The 17,795-nt window shown below is 46.6% G+C and carries 19 protein-coding genes; 9 read left to right on the top strand and 10 right to left on the bottom strand.

The genetic code is table 11. The features are described 5' to 3' along the window. Positions 1-16 precede the first annotated feature (16 nt). From ICN25_RS01320 to can, 4 genes are read right to left on the bottom strand one after another with little or no spacing between them, the layout of a single operon-like run. Complete coding sequence (locus ICN25_RS01320) at positions 17-1,435, bottom strand: serine/threonine-protein kinase (RefSeq protein WP_216178690.1); 1,419 nt, start codon at positions 1,433-1,435, stop codon at positions 17-19. A 7-nt stretch (positions 1,436-1,442) separates the two neighbouring features. Continuing rightward, complete coding sequence (locus tag ICN25_RS01315; RefSeq protein WP_216178689.1) at positions 1,443-2,195, bottom strand: metallophosphoesterase; 753 nt, start codon at positions 2,193-2,195, stop codon at positions 1,443-1,445. A 38-nt stretch (positions 2,196-2,233) separates the two neighbouring features. Continuing rightward, positions 2,234-3,121: a lipid A biosynthesis acyltransferase gene (locus ICN25_RS01310; protein WP_216178688.1), complete on the bottom strand. Its 888-nt coding sequence runs from the start codon at positions 3,119-3,121 to the stop codon at positions 2,234-2,236. 8 nt (positions 3,122-3,129) lie between these two features. Beyond that, positions 3,130-3,795, bottom strand: coding sequence for a carbonate dehydratase (can, locus tag ICN25_RS01305; RefSeq protein WP_216178687.1), 666 nt, complete (start codon positions 3,793-3,795; stop codon positions 3,130-3,132). Between the two features lie 22 nt (positions 3,796-3,817). Here can and ICN25_RS01300 point away from each other — a divergent pair, with 22 nt between their 5' ends. Continuing rightward, positions 3,818-4,114, top strand: coding sequence for a DUF167 domain-containing protein (locus tag ICN25_RS01300; RefSeq protein WP_216178686.1), 297 nt, complete (start codon positions 3,818-3,820; stop codon positions 4,112-4,114). Between the two features lie 4 nt (positions 4,115-4,118). On the opposite strand, the gene ICN25_RS01295 is transcribed toward ICN25_RS01300, so the two are convergent. Further along, positions 4,119-5,021: an aspartyl/asparaginyl beta-hydroxylase domain-containing protein gene (locus ICN25_RS01295; protein WP_216178685.1), complete on the bottom strand. Its 903-nt coding sequence runs from the start codon at positions 5,019-5,021 to the stop codon at positions 4,119-4,121. A 163-nt stretch (positions 5,022-5,184) separates the two neighbouring features. Between ICN25_RS01295 and ICN25_RS01290 the strand changes: the two genes are divergently transcribed. Continuing rightward, positions 5,185-5,550, top strand: a complete 366-nt coding sequence (locus ICN25_RS01290; protein ID WP_216178684.1) for a hypothetical protein — start codon at positions 5,185-5,187, stop codon at positions 5,548-5,550. 77 nt (positions 5,551-5,627) lie between these two features. Next, on the top strand, positions 5,628-5,948 hold the full coding sequence (locus tag ICN25_RS01285; protein WP_143742185.1) for an HU family DNA-binding protein: 321 nt from the start codon (positions 5,628-5,630) through the stop codon (positions 5,946-5,948). A gap of 92 nt (positions 5,949-6,040) precedes the next feature. On the opposite strand, the gene rodA is transcribed toward ICN25_RS01285, so the two are convergent. The 5 genes from rodA to ICN25_RS01260 are packed head-to-tail and all read right to left on the bottom strand — an operon-like array spanning position 6,041 to position 11,608. Further along, positions 6,041-7,192: a rod shape-determining protein RodA gene (gene rodA / locus ICN25_RS01280; protein ID WP_216178683.1), complete on the bottom strand. Its 1,152-nt coding sequence runs from the start codon at positions 7,190-7,192 to the stop codon at positions 6,041-6,043. Then, complete coding sequence (gene mrdA, locus ICN25_RS01275; RefSeq protein WP_216178682.1) at positions 7,174-9,081, bottom strand: penicillin-binding protein 2; 1,908 nt, start codon at positions 9,079-9,081, stop codon at positions 7,174-7,176. Before mrdA ends, rodA begins: the two co-directional genes overlap by 19 nt. An 8-nt stretch (positions 9,082-9,089) precedes the next feature. Continuing rightward, positions 9,090-9,614, bottom strand: coding sequence for a rod shape-determining protein MreD (gene mreD, locus ICN25_RS01270; protein WP_216178681.1), 525 nt, complete (start codon positions 9,612-9,614; stop codon positions 9,090-9,092). Further along, positions 9,611-10,540, bottom strand: coding sequence for a rod shape-determining protein MreC (gene mreC / locus ICN25_RS01265; protein ID WP_216178680.1), 930 nt, complete (start codon positions 10,538-10,540; stop codon positions 9,611-9,613). Before mreC ends, mreD begins: the two co-directional genes overlap by 4 nt. A gap of 24 nt (positions 10,541-10,564) precedes the next feature. After that, positions 10,565-11,608, bottom strand: coding sequence for a rod shape-determining protein (locus ICN25_RS01260; protein WP_015422176.1), 1,044 nt, complete (start codon positions 11,606-11,608; stop codon positions 10,565-10,567). Positions 11,609-11,670: 62 nt separating this feature from the next. Here ICN25_RS01260 and gatC point away from each other — a divergent pair, with 62 nt between their 5' ends. From gatC to ICN25_RS01230, 6 genes are all read left to right on the top strand, one after another. Further along, positions 11,671-11,964, top strand: coding sequence for an Asp-tRNA(Asn)/Glu-tRNA(Gln) amidotransferase subunit GatC (gene gatC / locus ICN25_RS01255; RefSeq protein WP_216178679.1), 294 nt, complete (start codon positions 11,671-11,673; stop codon positions 11,962-11,964). Continuing rightward, positions 11,961-13,478, top strand: coding sequence for an Asp-tRNA(Asn)/Glu-tRNA(Gln) amidotransferase subunit GatA (gene gatA, locus ICN25_RS01250; protein WP_216178678.1), 1,518 nt, complete (start codon positions 11,961-11,963; stop codon positions 13,476-13,478). Before gatC ends, gatA begins: the two co-directional genes overlap by 4 nt. After that, positions 13,478-14,947: an Asp-tRNA(Asn)/Glu-tRNA(Gln) amidotransferase subunit GatB gene (gene gatB, locus ICN25_RS01245; protein ID WP_216179491.1), complete on the top strand. Its 1,470-nt coding sequence runs from the start codon at positions 13,478-13,480 to the stop codon at positions 14,945-14,947. The genes gatA and gatB overlap by 1 nt, the downstream gene beginning before the upstream one ends. Positions 14,948-14,983: 36 nt before the next feature. After that, positions 14,984-15,658 carry a DUF484 family protein gene (locus ICN25_RS01240; protein WP_216178677.1) on the top strand — a complete coding sequence of 225 codons (675 nt, stop codon included), beginning with the start codon at positions 14,984-14,986 and terminating at the stop codon, positions 15,656-15,658. Further along, positions 15,639-16,640 (top strand): tyrosine recombinase XerC, encoded by a 1,002-nt coding sequence (locus ICN25_RS01235; protein WP_216178676.1) that lies wholly within the window; start codon positions 15,639-15,641, stop codon positions 16,638-16,640. The genes ICN25_RS01240 and ICN25_RS01235 overlap by 20 nt, the downstream gene beginning before the upstream one ends. 63 nt (positions 16,641-16,703) lie before the next feature. Next, the gene (locus ICN25_RS01230) at positions 16,704-17,768 is read left to right on the top strand and encodes a GTP-binding protein (protein WP_216178675.1); all 1,065 of its coding nucleotides are present in this window, start codon (positions 16,704-16,706) and stop codon (positions 17,766-17,768) included. Positions 17,769-17,795: the final 27 nt, after the last annotated feature.

Raw genomic sequence — 17,795 nt, 5'->3', positions numbered from 1 at the left:
AGATCAGGTTAACGATCTAGGTTCTGACAATATGAACGCTGCAAGGGGCCTCTTCAACAATCTTTGTCATGGAGGTCCGCCAAGGCGTTACTTTGTTTGGCAGCTTATGGGATGCCCCAATCAAGATTAGGGAGGCATCATTGTCCTTGGCAAATTCCACAATACGACTCGCTGGATCAAGCGCCTCTAGTACGTGATATGAAATTCTTTCGGGCGGCAACTTCAAAGGTTTAGCCCATTCCATAAGCTGTACGAGATGCCCTCGCACAATACCGCTGGCAGTTTCACTTTCTTGATTGCCTTCAAAAGTTGGTGTGCTTGCAATAGTGCTGAGACACACGAGACGGCTTTCGGGATAAGCCTGCAATAAATTTTTTGCGGTTGTTTGCATGCGTTCGCGTAAGTCTTCATCAGATTGGCGCGTATCGATCGCCGCAATCATTAACGGTGCATCATAATTTCCAATGCTAGGGCGCGGGCTTGGTGAGGGTTCGTAACCTGCTGCACGGAACATGCGTTTGAGGTTTTCCCAAAAGCTCAGGGGGTCAACTCGGTCAGCACGCTCCGTAAGAGTGACGCTTTCATGGTCACGCAAGACTTGACGCAGACGTGTGGCGCTTTGATAGCGATCTGCTGCGCGCGGCTCTAGGCAGCGCAAAACAATTTCCTGTAACCAGCGTGGTATCTCTTTGCGAATGGCTCGCGGAGGAAATGCCTGTGCCCACATTCTTTTTCGCAGGCCACTCATCGACTGCGGGTTACCAAAGGGAAGTTCACCCGTTAGCAACTCATACATAATCACGCCGATAGAAAAAATATCACTGCGATAGTCAGAGCGAATTCCGGTAACTTGCTCTGGCGAGATGTATGGCGCAGAGCCAATTCCCTTACGCATTTCTTCTGCGAGTAAGTCGGGGAAGCGCGCATGGTGCGATAGGCCAAAGTCAATTAAGGTGAGCTTGCCCTTATCGTCAATCAGAATATTTTCTGGCTTGATATCTAAATGAATGGCGTCTTGCGAATGTAGGGATTGCACTGCTTGTGCTAAGTCGGCGCCAATCTTTACTACCTCATCAATCGTAAAAACCTTACCTTCTTTGATGAAGTCTTCAAGCGGCCTTCCTTCGACACGCTCCATTGCGATGTAGGGGCGCGTTGCCATGTTGCCGGAGCCAAGATACTTAGGAACATAGGGGCTCTTGAGCGAGCGCAGAATGGTGAGTTCAGTCTCAAAACCAATGAGGCTTTCAACAGGTTGATCGCGACCTACCCTAGGAATCTTGAGAAGAATAGGAACATCAATTCCCTCTTTGGTCGCCGAGTACAAGCTAGCCATGCCGCCACGATGAACTTCTGTTCCCAATACAAACCCATCAACTACTTTGCCTTCTTGGAAAATCTCATCAACTGCTTCAATATCAGTATTAATCGACATAAGTTAATTATTTGCCTGTGATTAGGCGGTTGGCAAGGTCTTCCGGCAATCCAGCACGACGTACTTTATCTGCCGCTGTAAATTGATCGTAAGGAGTGCGATGAAAAGTGAGTACTTCTAGCTCTGGTTCGAAAACAGCAAAGCAAGCCTCAGGATTTCCGTCTCGCGGTTGACCAAGTGAGCCAACTACTCCAACCCATTGACGATGACGCATTACTGGAACTTCGTCACCAGGATGTGGGGCAAAACGAATTAACTTACCAACCGCACTTTGATAGAAGAGCGCTTGCTCGTGAGCATGGCCAACAAACGTATATGTCTTGCCAGAGTTTTGTACGCAACGCCAAGCGCTCATACTGTCAGTGATGTAATTCCAGTCCGCTGGATTGTGTGCCGATGCATGAACAAAACACATCGCATCCTCTTGAACCATTAATGGCAAGTCTTTTAAGAATTGCACTTGAGTAGCGTTAAGTTGAGATTTAGTCCATTCAATTGCGGCATTCGCGCTCGCATTCATTTGATGGCTGTGGTCTTCAAAGACCGCTTGGTCATGATTCCCTAGAACAGCAATCGCCTTCTTATTGGCAACCATATCTCCAATGCGATCAATCAGGGCGCCAGGATCCGCGTTGTAACCAACAAGATCCCCTAAAAAAACCATGCGGGTAACGCCCAGTTCTTTGGCCTGCTCCATGCAGGCATCGAAAGCCTCTAAATTACTATGCAGATCGGCAAATAGCCCAATACGTTCAGTCATCCATTAATGATAGGACAAAAGCGCTTAGAGAAGAAGAGTTAATAGGGCCCAACTTCGTTAAACGGCCTATTTTTAAAGCGCTTATGAACCCAATAGTATTCGGCAGGTCTGAGTCTGATTTCTTGTTCGAAAATTTGGTTTAGGCGTGCAGTATCTGCTTCAGGGCTTTCGGTCGGAAAATTCTCAAGCGGTTTGCTGATAGTGCAAACATAGCCGGCCCCATTCTTTTTTAGGGTCGTGATCATCATGCAGACTTCTGCCCCCGTGATTTTTGCAAGACGCGATACAGCCGTAATCGTATTGGTTTGAATATTAAAAAAAGGAACGAAGGTCGAATCTTTGAGGCCTAAGTCGATATCAGGTGCAATGATGATGAAGTTCCCTTTGCGAATTTCTCGAATGAGCTCAAGAGAATTTCCTTGCCGGTCAATAGAATTTCCACCAAAGCGATTGCGCCACTCAATAATCTTTCTATTAAAGAAAGGGCTTTTCATCCTTTGGAAAAATCCCGAGGTACGTGGCCAGCCCCTATCGTGAGCAAGGGCACTCAAAATAATGCTGCCCTCAATCCCAATAAAATGCATGTTCACTAAGATGCGTGGCTTTCTATCACTCAGGTCGACCTCCGACCGAACTTCGATCATGTCGTCTAGCTGTTTTTTGGTGCCGAGCCAAATAATACTTTTCTCTACAAGGCTACGACCGAGTAATTTCCAATGCTCTTTTCTAAGTTCGTTAATTTCAATTGGGCTTAGTTCAGGAAAACACAGTTCTAAATTTTTTTGAACCACACGATTGCGATCACTAGGAATGTGTGCCACCAGATAGCCCAAGGCATAGCCAATGGAGACCAGAGTCTTGTAGGGAAGCGAAACCAGAAATCGAAGTAGCGCTACTCCGGAATTATTTGAAAAGTTTTTAAACAAAACTTAATTTATTCGGAGTCGTAGCGAGATAAGGATTTGGCGTAGCGTACATTCATTTCTTCGGTAGAGCTAATCGACATACCTAAATCATTTACTAGGCCAGTCTCAAGCCGGTAAGCCCAGCCATGCACCGTTAGATCTTGCCCTCTCGCCCATGCATCTTGAACGATGGTGGTTTCACAAACGTTCACTACTTGCTCGATAACATTGAGTTCGCACAAGCGATCTTGTCGTTTTGCGGTGGGAATAACTTCGCCAAGGTAGCGTTCATGCTTTTGATGTACATCCTTAACATGGCGCAACCAATTGTCAGCAAGCCCAACACGTTTATCAGTTAGGGCAGCATGCACACCAGAGCAACCATAGTGACCCACCACCAAAATGTGTTTTACCTTTAAAAGATCAATTGCAAATTGAATAACGGATAAGCAGTTCAGATCGGTATGAACCACCACATTGGCAACATTGCGATGCACAAAGAGTTCACCTGGCAACAAGTTAACAATGTCGTTTGCAGGTACGCGGCTGTCTGAGCAGCCAATCCAAAGATATTCTGGTGCCTGTTGTGAAACTAGCCGCTTAAAAAAATTAGCGTCCTTGGCAATCATCGCCTCCGCCCATTCGCGATTATTTGCAAATAGCTGGTCTAAGGCGCTGGAGTTCTTCATAATCATGTTTTGAGTTTAAAGTACTTTGATGATGCCTATTTGGTTAAAACAAACCCCCGCTGGCATTGTTCTTAATTTACATTGCCAACCAGGCGCAAAGCTGACTAAGGTAGTTGGCCTGCATGATGGCTGCCTCAAGATATCCCTACAGGCTCCGGCCTTAGAAAACAGGGCGAATGAGATGTTGTTATCCTGGCTTTCCAAGCAATTAAGGGTGCCCCAAAAACAAATTCAGCTCTTATCGGGGCAAAATAGCCGTGTAAAGCGGGTGGAAATCTGGGGCCCAATCACCCCAGAGCAGATTGCTGAAGCCTTAAGTCCTTAAGGACTTACCAAAAAATCGCCCAAAGAATTCCTAAAATCAAAACCCATTTTCCGATGTAATAAACGCTGCGGTGTTTTGCCTTAAGCTTTTTTGCCTGAGCTCTTAGGTGATAAAAGTACTTGAAGAGGACGTTTACAAACCCCACCTTCTCTCCCTCAACGTTTTGGGAGGAAGCGGCACTCATCACGTATCGCCCAAACCAGTGATTGAATAATTGCACCAATTTAGTGTGAACTGGCCGTTCCACATCGCAAAACAAGACAATGCGCTGATGATCCGTCTCATTGGCAGCGTAGTGAATGTAAGTTTCATCAAACATGACTGGTTCGCCATCTTTCCAGAAATAACGCTCCCCATCTACATCGATAAAGCACTTGGGATCGTTTGGCGTGACTAGGCCGATGTGATAGCGCAAGGAGCCCGCATAGGGGTCTCGGTGCCTTACTAGCGTTGCTCCAGGGGGTAATGAGGCAAACATCGCGGCTTTGATCGAGGGGATCGATTTGAGGAGGGCGACAGTTTTAGGGCATTGGAGTTGTGCAGATGGCATTTCTTTGCCATACCAATAGAGGTGAAAGCGCTTCCAGCCCGTCCGAAAGAAGGAGTTAAACCCAATATCGTTATATCCCGTAGCAGCAGCGATTGCGCCATCTGCGTTTAAGGCTAGTGCTTCATCGCGGATAGTCTGCCAATTATCTTGAAGCGGTTTCATCTCAGGAAAGTCTGCAACTGGAATAAATGCCCCAGCCTTAGTTTTTGAGAATAAGTAGAGCAGGCTGTTAACTGGAGCCAAAAGAACTTGATAGTCCGTTAGTGAGCGCACTAAGCCAAATCGAACCTTACCCCTGAAGTAGACATAAACAGCCGAAACAACAAAGATCAAAAAGACGATGTGACGTAGTTCCATGAGATTTACCAATTAGCGTTAACACTAGTATTTTAATTTGTATGGAGCGCTATTTCATCCCTATTTTTGTAATGAATATGCTCAAATGTTGATTGGGGTCAAAACAGGCCGCTGTGAATGCACCTAATTAGGGCTGCAGAGATGATTTCTTAAGGAAAACCATATGAATGGATTCGTAAAATGGCTTTTAAGCCTTGTATTGATTGGCTTGGCCGGTTTAGCAGCATATACCTGGATTATGCTCAATTGGAGCTATGGCAGCGGTGAACGCGCTGGATATGTCCAGAAATTTTCTAACCGTGGTTATGTATGTAAAACCTGGGAAGGTGAATTAGCCATGGTTTCAATGCCTGGAACTATGTCAGAAAAATTCCTCTTTACGGTGCGGGAAGATGCTGTGGCGCAAAAAATTAATGCCAATTTGGGTAAAAAAGTTGCCCTTAAATATGATCAGCACATCGGATTGCCTACAAGTTGTTTTGGCGATACCGAGTATTTTGTGTCCGATGTGACAGTTATAGAAGAGTAAAAAAGCAGCAATAAAAAAAATTGCTGTGACGCAGCTTTATTTTTGTAATTTTTTGTGGTTAAAATCATGTAAGCGCAATGTGCGCTGACATCAATATCTATAAGGAGCTTCACTTGAACAAAGCAGAACTAATCGCAGCGATTGCTGACGACGCTGAGATCTCAAAAGCCAAAGCTGAATTTGCATTGAATTCTGCTATTGAGCAAATCATTAAAGCTGTTACTAAAGGCGACTCAGTACAACTGATCGGTTTCGGTACTTTTGCTTCTGGTAAGCGCGCTGCACGTATGGGCCGTAACCCAAAAACTGGCGAGCCACTCAAAATTGCTGCTGCTAAAACTGTTAAGTTTTCTGCTGGTAAAGCATTTAAAGATTCAGTTAACAAGCGTAAGAAGTAATTCTTGCTTTGTTGATGAAAAAGCCCGGCATGCCGGGCTTTTTTGTTTCTAGAGATACTGCTGCAATCTTGCGTGATTGCTAAATCTAATTTTTAGCTTTGTACTAAACGTCGATGGCGATGAATGCTCATCAAAATCCCAGCACCAAATCCCAGCGTTACTAAAGCAGTGCCTCCGTAGCTGATGAATGGCAATGGAACGCCTACAACAGGCAATAGGCCACTTACCATGCCGATATTGACAAATGCGTAGGTAAAGAAAATCAGCGTGACCGATGCACCTAGTAGTCGGGTAAAAAGATTGGGTGCGCTAGCAGAAATAGCTAGGCCCCTCTTAATTAGTGCGAAGAAAAGTGCTAGCAAGACCAAGTTGCCTAGAAGACCAAATTCTTCAGAGAAAACCGCAAAGACAAAGTCGGTATGCTTTTCTGGAATAAATTCAAGATGCGCTTGCGTACCCTGAAACCAGCCTTTGCCGAAAAATCCACCTGAGCCAATTGCAATCATAGATTGAATTGTATGAAAACCTTTGCCGAGAGGATCGCTACTTGGATCGAGCAAAGTGCAGACTCGATGCTTTTGATAGTTATGAACAAGTGGCCAAACAACATCATGCGCGCAAATCATGTTGCCAAAAATAATAATCAAGATGATGCCAAAAGCGCCGAGACCAACAAATGGCAGAATCCATTTCCACGGTAGTCCCGCCAAAATAATCACATACATACCTGCAGCGAAAACCAAGAGTGCAGTGCCAAGGTCGGGCTGACGCGCAATGAGGAAGACCGGAATGGCGAGGATGATTGCTGCCACTCCATAGTCCCAAGATTTTTGGATGCCCTCACGTTTCTGAAAGTACCAAGCCAACATTAGTGGCATAGCAATTTTCATGAGCTCTGATGGCTGAATTACGAAACCAATATTAAGCCAACGTCGCGCACCTTTTTTAATTAATCCAAATACCGCGACTGCTATCAATAGTGCAACTCCAATTCCATAAATCCATACGGCAGCCATCTCTAACCACTTTGGTGGAATGCGAGAAACTATCCACATCACTGCAAATGAGAGCGCTAGGTTGCGCAATTCATCTTCAAACCGAACTGGCGTATTTTGACTTGCGGACAAAAAGGTAATAAATCCAACTCCCGCTAAGCCAAGTAAAATAAGGCCTAGCTGGCGATCAAGCCCGCTAAAAATACTTAGAAATATTTTCTTGGTTTTACTTATGGCGCTCTTTTCCATTCAGGAATCTCCTTTGGCCATTTACCTTCAATATAAAAATCTAATGCTTTGCGCGCAATCGGTGCGGCATGTTGCGCACCAAATCCTGCATTCTCAACGACCATTGCAATCACGATAGTTGGTTTTTCAGCGGGAGCAAAAGCAATATATAAAGCGTGGTCGCGTAAAAATTCTGCAGTAGCTCCGTGCTTGTACTCTTTCGAATTCAAACTAAATACTTGCGCAGTTCCTGTCTTGCCACCTACCTGATAGCCGGTGCCTTTAAACACAGAGGCAGAGGTTCCGGAATTGTTAACTTCAACCATTGCTTTCTTAATGACTTCAATATTTTCTGGAACAAGGTCAATGCGATAACTTTCTTTGGGCGTTGTGAGGGTGCGGTTCCTTGTGAAAGGATCTTCAATTGCCTTCACTAAGTGCGGCTTCATTACGATGCCGTTATTTGCCATATTTGCCATAGCATGTGCCAACTGCAAAATGGTAAAGGCGTTGTAGCCTTGTCCAATGCCAAGCGAAATTGTTTCGCCCTCGTACCATTTTTGTTGTTCTGGTTTCTTGAAGGTATTTTTTTTCCACTCAGTGGAAGGCAGTACGCCTTTGGATTCGCCTTGTAGGTCAATGCCAGTGATTTGTCCAAAACCAAATGGCTTCATGAAGTCATGCATCATATTCACGCCCATGTCACGCGCGAGTAAGTAATAGTAGGTATCGCAAGATTCCACGATGGACTTTTGCATGTCCACAATACCGTGTCCACCTTTTTTGTCATCACGGAAGGTGTGGTTTCCAAAATCAAAATAACCTGGATCTGAAATAGTTTGTGACGGTGTGCGCTTTTTAGTTTCTAAAGCTGCGAGCGCCATAAATGGTTTGTATGTTGATCCCGGTGGGTAGATGCCTTTAAGTGGGCGGTTGTATAGTGGCTTTTGCGGGGAGTCATTCAACTCTTTCCATGTCACTGAATCAATACCTTCTACGAAATCATTTGGATTAAAGTTAGGTTTGGATACAAATGCCAAGATGTCGCCAGTCTCAGGCTCAATCGCCACAAATGCACCGCGGAAATTTCCGTAGAGTTGTTCAACTAAGTATTGCAGTTTGATGTCCACTGACAACACCACATTTTTCCCTGGTATTGAAGGTGAGCTAGAGAGGGTGCGTACTGGTTTCCCGCCCGCAGTAATTTCTACTTGGTCATATCCTGGTACGCCGCGAAGAACCGCTTCATAACTTTGCTCTAAGCCAATCTTGCCAACATACTGAATACCCGGCAAGAAAGAAGTCTGTAATGCATCTGGATCATCTGCTTTGGAGTTCTCAATTTCCGCCTGCATCTTCTCTTTATCTCTTTGAGAAACGCGTCCGATATATCCAATTAAATGGGAGGCTAACTCGTTATATGGGTACTCTCGGAAACTGCGGGCGCGGATCTCCACCCCTGGGAATCGGTAGCGATTGGCCATAAATCGGGCTGTTTCAGCCTCGGTGAGCATCGATCTGAGCGGAAAAGTACCCATTTTTCGAGAATCTTCCAGCGAGCGCTTGAAATTTCGGCGATCTCGCGCGGAAATCAACACAATTTGGGAAAGTTCGTCGATGAGCTCATCGACATTACCCTTAACTTCTTCGGCATTCACATCTAAGGTCAGCGCCGAATAGTTTCTGCCAATCACAATGCCATTTCGGTCTATGATCAGGCCTCGATTAGCTGGAGCGGGCACGAGAGCAATGCGATTATTTTCGGCCAATAAGGCATATTTGCCGTGACTCACGAGCTGCAGCCACACCAGCCGTGTAATTAATAATAAAAAGCAGAAGGTAACAAACAGAGTCGCAATATGAATGCGCTCTTGAAACGAGTCGAGATCTGGTTTTTTAAACGAAACCATGCCGCCCTCTAAATTGGACGATTGTGATCAACGTCAATGGGACGACGTTGAGGTGACAACAGGATGCGTGTTGCCACGGGCCACAGCAATGCCTCAATCAGGGCCTGAATGGCGCCAGTTAAGGCCCACCAATGTATCTCGCCGCTCAATAACCAATGAGCCAACACCGGGAATAAGGAGACTAATAAGAAGATGGGCAAAAGATGCAGGGCTTGCGTTAAAACAGTTAAGGCGATGATTCGGCGATGCCAAGAAATGGCGAGGTAGGCTACAAGTGAGTAGCTAAATGCATGAAGGCCTAATAAGTCAGAGTTATGGACATCCATTAAGAGGCCAAGAATGAAGGCGATGATGACGCCAACATAACGATGCTGATGGATGTTCCAGAACACGATACAAATAATCAACCAATCTGGCACCCAGCCGTAATTACCAATTGGCAGAAGATTTAATAGCAGCGCGCAAAACAAGCTGAAATAAATAAAGACCGGATTCACCGGGCGCAGAATGTAGCCGCTTTGAAAATCGATCATTGCATGCCTCGCGCACGAGTTTGACGGCGACCTGGAGTATTGGTCAGTGGCGCACCAGGCTTGCTAGTGGCGGTGGATGCTTTTGCATCCCACTGTGGATCGTAAAGCAGGGCTAAAGCCTGGCGGTAGCGATTCACTGCTGCAACTGGTACGCAAAATACATTTGAAGAGTTTTTGTCGGCATTGCGTTCAATGCGGCTAATTACTGCCACCGCAAAGCCAGGTGGGTAAATACCATCAATGCCTGAGGTAATGAGTACATCACCCACCTCTAAATCGCTAGCCACGGGAAGGTAGCGAAGTTCAAGTGGGTTGCCGCGCCCTGCGCCAAATACTGCTGCTCTTAAGCCATTGCGAGCTACCTGTACTGGTACCGCAAAGTCACGATCTTCTAGTAAAGAGACTTCTGCAGAGTGATCGTAAATACGCACTACTTGGCCTAAGATGCCAGAGTCATTCGCAATGGGATTGCCTAGCTTAAGACCATCGTTGCTGCCACGATTAATCACAATGCGCTGAGAAATTGGATTGGGTGGATTAAATAAAATTTCTACTGGTAATGTTTTAAATGGAACGTGCTTTTGCAAATCCATTAGCTGGCGTAAGTTTTGATTTTCTACAAGAAGAAATTCAGATTGGTTGGCAAGCAAAGAGAGCTCTGCTTGACGCACTTTCATTTCTTGATTTTCTTTATCTAGCGTTCCGCGACTAGTGAAATATTCTGATGTCGCTTCATACGCATTGCGGGGCATCATCATCACGTATTCAAGCGGGCGCAATATCCAATTGACGTTATTGCGAATCGGATCAAGTGCTTTAAAGCGAAAATCGATCAACATCAATGCGATGCTGATCGATAAACAGACAATCAGTTTGACTAAAGCCGGAACGCCTTGTCTGAAAAGAGGAGGAGCGCTATGTTGCAATTCCCTAATCGACGCTTAGGTCAATTACTCTTGAGAGAACACGCCACCCAACTTATCCATGCGCTCTAAAGCAATACCGCAACCACGAGCGACGCAAGTGAGGGGGTCTTCTGCAACATGAATAGGAAGGCCAGTTTCTTCGAGTAGCAAGCGATCGAGGTCACGCAATAGCGCGCCACCACCGGTCAACATCATGCCACGTTCAGCGATGTCAGAGGCAAGCTCTGGTGGAATTTGTTCTAAGGCCGCTTTTACTGCAGTCACGATTTGATTCAACGGGTCAGTCAAAGCTTCGAGTACTTCATTGCTTGTCACAGTGAAGCTACGTGGAATACCTTCAGAAAGATTGCGACCTTTTACTTCCATCTCGCGAACTTCTTGTCCTGGGAATGCAGAGCCAATAGTTTTCTTGATTAACTCAGCAGTTTGTTCGCCGATCAACATGCCGTAGTTACGACGGATGTAATTAGTGATTGCTTCATCAAACTTATCGCCACCAACGCGAACAGAGCCTTTGTAAACCATTCCGCCTAATGACATGACGCCAACTTCAGTTGTACCGCCACCGATATCAACAACCATCGAACCAGCTGCTTCAGAAACTGGCAGACCTGCACCAATTGCAGCAGCCATTGGCTCTTCAATCAAAAATACTTGTGATGCGCCTGCACCTAAAGCAGATTCGCGAATTGCGCGACGCTCAACTTGAGTGGATCCACAAGGAACGCAAATGATGATGCGTGGGCTTGGCTTTAAAAGCTTGCTCTCGTGCACCATTTTGATAAATTGCTTGAGCATCTGCTCAGTAATCGTGAAATCGGCAATAACGCCGTCTTTCATAGGGCGAATAGCCTCAATATTTCCAGGAACACGACCCAACATGGCTTTTGCTTCTTTTCCAACTGCCAAAATGGTCTTTTTGCCATTTGGGCCGCCTTCGGTGCGAATTGCCACGACTGATGGTTCATCAAGCACAATACCCCGTTCACGCATGTAAATTAAGGTGTTGGCGGTACCTAGGTCGATGGCCAGGTCATTAGAAAAGTAGCTGCGGAAAAAACCAAACATGATGTAGTGGGAAAATAAGTAAGTGTTAAAAAATATATATAGGAATGATACTCTAGCGCCCCATGAAACTTGATGATGTCCAGCGCATTGCGCACCTTTCCAGCCTTGAGTTAAGTCAGGCAGAAGCCGAGGCAGTTTTGCCTCAATTACAGGCAGTTTTTGCCTTGGTTGAGGAGATGCAGGCTGTCGATACCAGCGGCCTTGCCCCTTTGGCTCACCCCATCCTCTTTTTACGTGATTTGGCCCAACCCCTGCGTAGTGATGCAGTGACGGAAGCCGACCATCGCGCTGAAAACATGCAATCTGCCCCTGCTGTGCAGGAAGGCTACTTCTTAGTTCCGCGGGTGATCGAATGAGCTGGCACCAAACCCCCATCGCATTAATGGCAAAAGCATTGGCTGCTAAAGAGGTCTCTAGCACCGAGCTGACAAAGTACTTTCTCGACCGCATTGAGGCCGGAAAACACTGGAATGCATATCTTGATGTAAGCGCTCACTTAAGTTTAGAGCAAGCATCTAAAGCAGATAAAATTATTGCCTCAGGCAAAGCTGGAAAATTGACGGGTATCCCTGTTGCCCACAAAGATGTCTTTGTAACCCGCGGTTGGAAGTCCACTGCAGCATCCAAAATGCTCGAGGGTTACCTCAGTCCATTTGATGCCACGGTCGTCGCGAACCTCGGAATTCCGGATGAATTGAATCCCAATGGTGCCGGCATGGTTTGTCTTGGTAAGACCAATATGGATGAGTTCGCAATGGGCTCCTCCAATGAAAACTCAGCCTATGGACCAGTCTTAAACCCTTGGAATTCAGAATATGTTGCTGGCGGTTCCTCTGGAGGTTCTGCAGCAGCAGTGGCCGCAGGATTAGCCCCGATTGCGACAGGTACAGATACTGGTGGCTCAATACGTCAGCCAGCCGCTTTTTGTGGGCTGACTGGCATCAAGCCTAGTTACGGGCGCGTATCTCGCTACGGAATGATTGCTTATGCCTCTTCATTAGATCAGGCTGGCCCAATGGGCAAGACCGCAGAAGACTGTGCTTTATTGCTCACAGCAATGTCTTCCCATGATCCGCGGGACTCCACTTCTTTGGCAGATTCTGGAGAGGACTACGGTCGCTATCTTGCCCAGTCTTGGAAAGAGGGTGGCTCAAATCCAGCAAAACCTCTAGAAGGCTTACGTGTTGGCTTGCCAAAAGAATTCTTTGCGGAAGGCCTTGCGCCAGAGGTGGCTAATGCCGTGAATGCTGCAGCGAAAGCCTTGCAAGATCTAGGTGCAGAGTTGCTTGAAGTAAGTCTCCCTAAAACTAAGTTGTCCATTCCGGTGTATTACGTTTTAGCTCCAGCCGAAGCCTCAAGTAATTTAAGTCGCTTCGATGGCGTTCGTTATGGGCACCGAGCAAATGAATATCGTGATTTATCCGACATGTATAAGAAGTCTCGTACCGAAGGTTTTGGTGCAGAGGTAAAGCGTCGGATCTTGGTTGGTACCTATGTGCTTTGTCATGGCTACTACGATGCTTATTACTTGCAGGCTCAAAAAATTCGTCGCATCATTGCGGCCGATTTTCAGGCAGCATTTGAGAAGTGTGATGTGATCTTGGGACCAGTTGCCCCCGATGTTGCATGGCGTTTGGGTGAAAAATCAAAAGATCCAGTGCAGATGTATTTAGAAGACATTTACACGCTCTCAACTAATTTAGCGGGACTACCGGCGATGAGCGTTCCTTGCGGATTTAATTCAAGCAATTTACCTATCGGCATGCAGCTCATTGGTAACTATTTTTCTGAAGCGCGCTTACTGCAAGTGGCGCACCAATATCAGCAAAATAGTGACTGGCATTTGCGTCAAGCAAGCGAGGTGGCATGATGCAATGGGAAATCGTTATTGGTCTAGAGACCCACGCACAGTTACAAACACAGTCAAAAATTTTCAGCGGGGCGAGTACGCGTTTTGGCGCTGGCCCAAATACACAAGCCTGTGCCGTTGACTTGGCGTTACCGGGCGTTTTGCCGGTATTGAATCGTCAGGCAGTTGAACACGCCATTCGTTTTGGTTTAGCGGTCAATGCCAAGATTACGCCTGCAAGTATTTTTGCGCGTAAGAATTATTTTTATCCCGACTTACCCAAGGGATACCAAATTAGTCAGATGGATCTACCCGTAGTTGTGGGTGGCCATCTGGAAATCTTGGTTGGCGATCAAGTCAAAGTGGTTGAGCTCACGCGCGCCCACATGGAAGAAGATGCAGGTAAGTCAGTTCATGAGGAGGGCTTCTTAGGCCCTCATGGCGAAGCATCCAGTGGCATCGACTTAAATCGTGCCGGCACACCATTGCTAGAAATTGTGACTGAGCCGGTGATGCGTAGTGCTGCAGAAGCAGTAGCTTATGCAAAAGCACTGCACACACTAGTAGTTTGGTTGGGTGTGTGTGACGGCAATATGCAAGAAGGCTCTTTCCGTTGTGATGCCAACGTATCTGTTCGGCCTGTTGGTCAAAAAGAGTTTGGCACCCGTTGCGAAATTAAGAACTTAAACTCCTTCCGCTTTTTGGAAGAGGCTATTCAATATGAGGTGCGTCGTCAAATTGAATTAATTGAAGATGGCGGCACAGTTGTTCAAGAAACCCGCTTATACGATCCTGATCGTCAAGAGACTCGCAGCATGCGTAGTAAAGAGGACGCTAACGACTATCGCTATTTCCCAGATCCAGATTTATTGCCAGTAGTGATTGATGACGCATGGATTGCCGATGTGCGCAGCAAGATGCCAGCTTTACCAGCACAGCTTCGCGAGCAATGGCAAAGCGAATTCGGTTTGAGCGCTTACGATACGCAATTGCTCACACAGGATCGTGACACTGCCAAGGTATTTGAAGAGCTGTTGGCTATTGTTGGCAAGTCTTTGGCAAAAGCTGCGGCCAATCTTATTGCGGGTGAGTTTGCTTCATCACTGAATCGTGCTGGTATTGCCACTGCAGATGCGCCTTTGAAAGCAGAACATTTGGCGCCACTATTAACTCGCGTAGCAGATGGGACTATTTCTAACAAGATCGCAAAAGATATCTTTGCAATTCTGTGGGAAGAGGCTATCGCTGGCAAAGTCATTAGCACTGTAGATCAAGTAATTGACGCCAAAGGCCTGAAGCAGATCAGTGATAGTGGTGAGCTTGAAGCCATGATTGATAAGGTGCTGGCGGCCAACGAAAAGTCTGTTGAAGAGTTCCGCTCTGGCAAGGAAAAAGCATTTAATGCTTTGGTTGGCCAGATTATGAAAGCTTCACAAGGCAAGGCTAATCCAGGTCAGGTGAATGAGCTGCTGCGTAAAAAGTTGAGCTAAAAAAGTTAAATCAGAAAATAAGCAAGAAAGACATAGATGAGCGCAATTGATCCTAAGCAAGCTGAACAAGAAGAATTGGTGGCGGAGTGGTTACGCGCTACCCCAGGTTTTTTTGAGCGCTACGCTAATCTCTTAAATGAAATTCGCTTGAAGCATCCTCATGAAGATCGTGCGATCTCCTTGCAAGAGCGTCAGATGACTTTATTACGCACACAGAACCAAGAGCTCAATCGCCGTCTCAGCGAGATGCTGCACTTTGGTAGTCGCAATGACAAAACTCAACAGAGCTTAGTTGCTTGGTTGTTACGTCTGATGCGTGCAAACACAAAGGCAGATGTGGAGTCTGCGGTGACTGCTGGATTGGCTGAAGTTTTTGAAGTGGAGTCGGCACAACTACTGTCACCTAATGCGGCGTTTGGTCCTTGGATTGATACGCCTCTATGTGGTTCTGCTAAAGAGCTGGCTGCTGCCAGTGTAGATTTGTTGGCAACCCAGGTGAGTATTGATCCTGAGTGGCAAAGCATGGTGGCTATTGGCTTGCCGCTAGGTAAAAGTATTGGAACAGTGCAATCACCAGCCGTGCTTTTGCTAGCAAGTAAAGACGAGTCTCGCTTTACTGCGGATATGGGCGCATTCTATTTGCGTCAGATTGCTGAACTCACTGCTGCAGCTTTGGATCGCATCCAGGCTTATGAGCCAAGCACCAGCTGATCTTCATCCCTTGGTGCAAGAGTATTTGCACGAGCTGCATGTATTAAGGCAGCTATCGCCTCACACGCTTAAGGCTTACCGCATGGATCTTGGTGAGTTGCAAGCATTGGCAAGCGATGATTCCATTGAGTTATTAAAAGTCACCAATGCGCACATACGTCGCTGGGCCGGTCGCCTGCACTCCAAAGGAAAATCATCTCGCACGATAGCTAGAGCGCTGTCTGCGTGGCGAGGTTGGTATGACTGGTTGACCGAGAAAGATGCACGTCGTGATGCCCAGGCGGGAAGAGTCACTGCAAACCTAGTGGCTAATCCTGTTGATGATGTGAAGGCGCCTAAACGTTTGAAGTCTTTGCCTAAAGCACTTTCAGTTGAGCAGGCACTCTCTTTGGTAAATCAAGCCGTAAAAGAGGCTGAAGAAAAGAAAGATCTGGAGTCGATACGTGATGCAGCAATCATCGATTTGCTGTATTCCTCGGGCCTACGTTTATCAGAGCTGCTGGGCATTGATGTAATGCAAAGCAAAGATCGCCAACAGGAGTCTGCTGGGTGGTTGGATTGGGATGCTGCAGAAGTAACGGTTTTGGGTAAAGGTGGCAAGCGCCGCTCAGTCCCGATTGGTGGACCTGCAATGCAATCCCTTAAAGTCTGGCGTACGGTCCGCGACCAACTGGAGCAGGCAAATATATCGATGGCTTTATTTATTTCCGCTACAGGTGCGCGCCTATCCCCTCGGACGGTCCAGGCGCGCCTACGGACTTTGGCAATGAGGGCTGGGCTGCCGACCCATGTGCATCCGCACATGATGCGCCATAGCTTCGCTAGCCATGTCTTGCAATCATCCCAAGATTTGCGGGCAGTGCAGGAGATGCTGGGTCATGCCAGCATTGCCAGTACGCAGATTTATACCTCTTTAGATTTTCAGCACCTGGCTCAGGCATACGATAAAGCCCATCCTCGTGCAAAGGCTGGCAAAGCCTGAGGAACTCGGTAAGATAGAAGGTTTCCCATTTGGGGAATGTATTTATAGATTTTGAATGGATCAATGATGGCGTTAATTCCGGTAACAATTCTCACAGGCTTTTTAGGTAGCGGCAAAACGACTTTGCTCAAACACATCTTGACTGAAGAGCATGGCAAAAAAATTGCCGTGATTGAAAACGAGTTCGGCGAAGAGAATATCGATAACGACATCTTGGTTCAAGACAATCAAGAGAACATTGTCCAAATGAGTAATGGCTGTATTTGCTGCACGATTCGTGGCGATCTGGTTGAGGCGCTCAACTCATTGTGGGAACAGCGTAAAGATAAAAAGATTAGCTTTGATCGCGTAGTTATCGAGACTACTGGTGTGGCTAATCCAGGGCCAGTGGCGCAAACATTCTTTATGGATGATGATGTTGCGGATCATTACGTATTGGATGCGGTAGTGACACTTGTGGATGCCAAGCACGGTCCACAGCAACTGACTGAGCATGAGGAAGCACAACGCCAAGTAGGCTTTGCTGATCAAATCTTCATTACCAAGACCGATTTGGTGACGCCTGCTGAAGTGGATGCCTTACGTAATCGCTTAATGCATATGAATCCACGCGCCCCAATTCAGGGTATCTCTAAAGGAGTAGTTCCTTTGGACGCTGTTTTGGATCTCAAGGGCTTTAACTTGAATGCTAAGCTCGACATAGACCCCCACTTCTTGGAGCAAGACGATCATGACCACGCTACTTGTGGCCACGATCACAGCCATGACCACCATGATCACAGCACTTGTGGGCATGACCACAGTCACGATCATCATGGACATGCAGGCCATACAGACCGCATCCAATCCTTCGTTTTTCGTAGTGATAAACCCTTTGATCATAAAAAATTAGAGGACTTTCTGGGAGGCATTTTGGAGGTCTTTGGAGAGAAGATGTTGCGCTATAAGGGCGTCCTCTATGTGAAGGGCAGTAACCGAAAAGTCGTGTTCCAGGGCGTCCATCAGATGATGGGGAGTGATTTAGCCGGTATTTGGGGTGCCGAACCGAAGCAAACTCGGATGGTCTTTATTGGCATTGATTTGCCTAAAGACACCCTGCTGGCTGGGCTTGAGGGCTGTTTGGCCTAGGAAATATAAAGTACAATCCGGCGCCAC

The organism is Polynucleobacter sp. 80A-SIGWE (assembly GCF_018882295.1).
GTDB lineage: Bacteria > Pseudomonadota > Gammaproteobacteria > Burkholderiales > Burkholderiaceae > Polynucleobacter.
Note: the sequence above shows the minus strand (reverse complement) of the source record. Positions and strands in the feature narration are given on the sequence as shown.

What these genes read in the sequence shown, in the direction of transcription:
- ICN25_RS01320 (WP_216178690.1), bottom strand. Translation starts at nt 1,435, where the DNA reads ATGTCGATTAATACTGATATTGAAGCAGTTGATGAGATTTTCCAAGAA.
- ICN25_RS01315 (WP_216178689.1), bottom strand. Translation starts at nt 2,195, where the DNA reads ATGACTGAACGTATTGGGCTATTTGCCGATCTGCATAGTAATTTAGAG.
- can (WP_216178687.1), bottom strand. Translation starts at nt 3,795, where the DNA reads ATGATTATGAAGAACTCCAGCGCCTTAGACCAGCTATTTGCAAATAAT.
- ICN25_RS01300 (WP_216178686.1), top strand. Translation starts at nt 3,818, where the DNA reads ATGATGCCTATTTGGTTAAAACAAACCCCCGCTGGCATTGTTCTTAAT.
- ICN25_RS01295 (WP_216178685.1), bottom strand. Translation starts at nt 5,021, where the DNA reads ATGGAACTACGTCACATCGTCTTTTTGATCTTTGTTGTTTCGGCTGTT.
- ICN25_RS01290 (WP_216178684.1), top strand. Translation starts at nt 5,185, where the DNA reads ATGAATGGATTCGTAAAATGGCTTTTAAGCCTTGTATTGATTGGCTTG.
- ICN25_RS01285 (WP_143742185.1), top strand. Translation starts at nt 5,628, where the DNA reads ATGTGCGCTGACATCAATATCTATAAGGAGCTTCACTTGAACAAAGCA.
- rodA (WP_216178683.1), bottom strand. Translation starts at nt 7,192, where the DNA reads ATGGAAAAGAGCGCCATAAGTAAAACCAAGAAAATATTTCTAAGTATT.
- mrdA (WP_216178682.1), bottom strand. Translation starts at nt 9,081, where the DNA reads ATGGTTTCGTTTAAAAAACCAGATCTCGACTCGTTTCAAGAGCGCATT.
- mreD (WP_216178681.1), bottom strand. Translation starts at nt 9,614, where the DNA reads ATGATCGATTTTCAAAGCGGCTACATTCTGCGCCCGGTGAATCCGGTC.
- ICN25_RS01260 (WP_015422176.1), bottom strand. Translation starts at nt 11,608, where the DNA reads ATGTTTGGTTTTTTCCGCAGCTACTTTTCTAATGACCTGGCCATCGAC.
- gatC (WP_216178679.1), top strand. Translation starts at nt 11,671, where the DNA reads ATGAAACTTGATGATGTCCAGCGCATTGCGCACCTTTCCAGCCTTGAG.
- gatA (WP_216178678.1), top strand. Translation starts at nt 11,961, where the DNA reads ATGAGCTGGCACCAAACCCCCATCGCATTAATGGCAAAAGCATTGGCT.
- gatB (WP_216179491.1), top strand. Translation starts at nt 13,478, where the DNA reads ATGCAATGGGAAATCGTTATTGGTCTAGAGACCCACGCACAGTTACAA.
- ICN25_RS01240 (WP_216178677.1), top strand. Translation starts at nt 14,984, where the DNA reads ATGAGCGCAATTGATCCTAAGCAAGCTGAACAAGAAGAATTGGTGGCG.
- ICN25_RS01235 (WP_216178676.1), top strand. Translation starts at nt 15,639, where the DNA reads ATGAGCCAAGCACCAGCTGATCTTCATCCCTTGGTGCAAGAGTATTTG.
- ICN25_RS01230 (WP_216178675.1), top strand. Translation starts at nt 16,704, where the DNA reads ATGATGGCGTTAATTCCGGTAACAATTCTCACAGGCTTTTTAGGTAGC.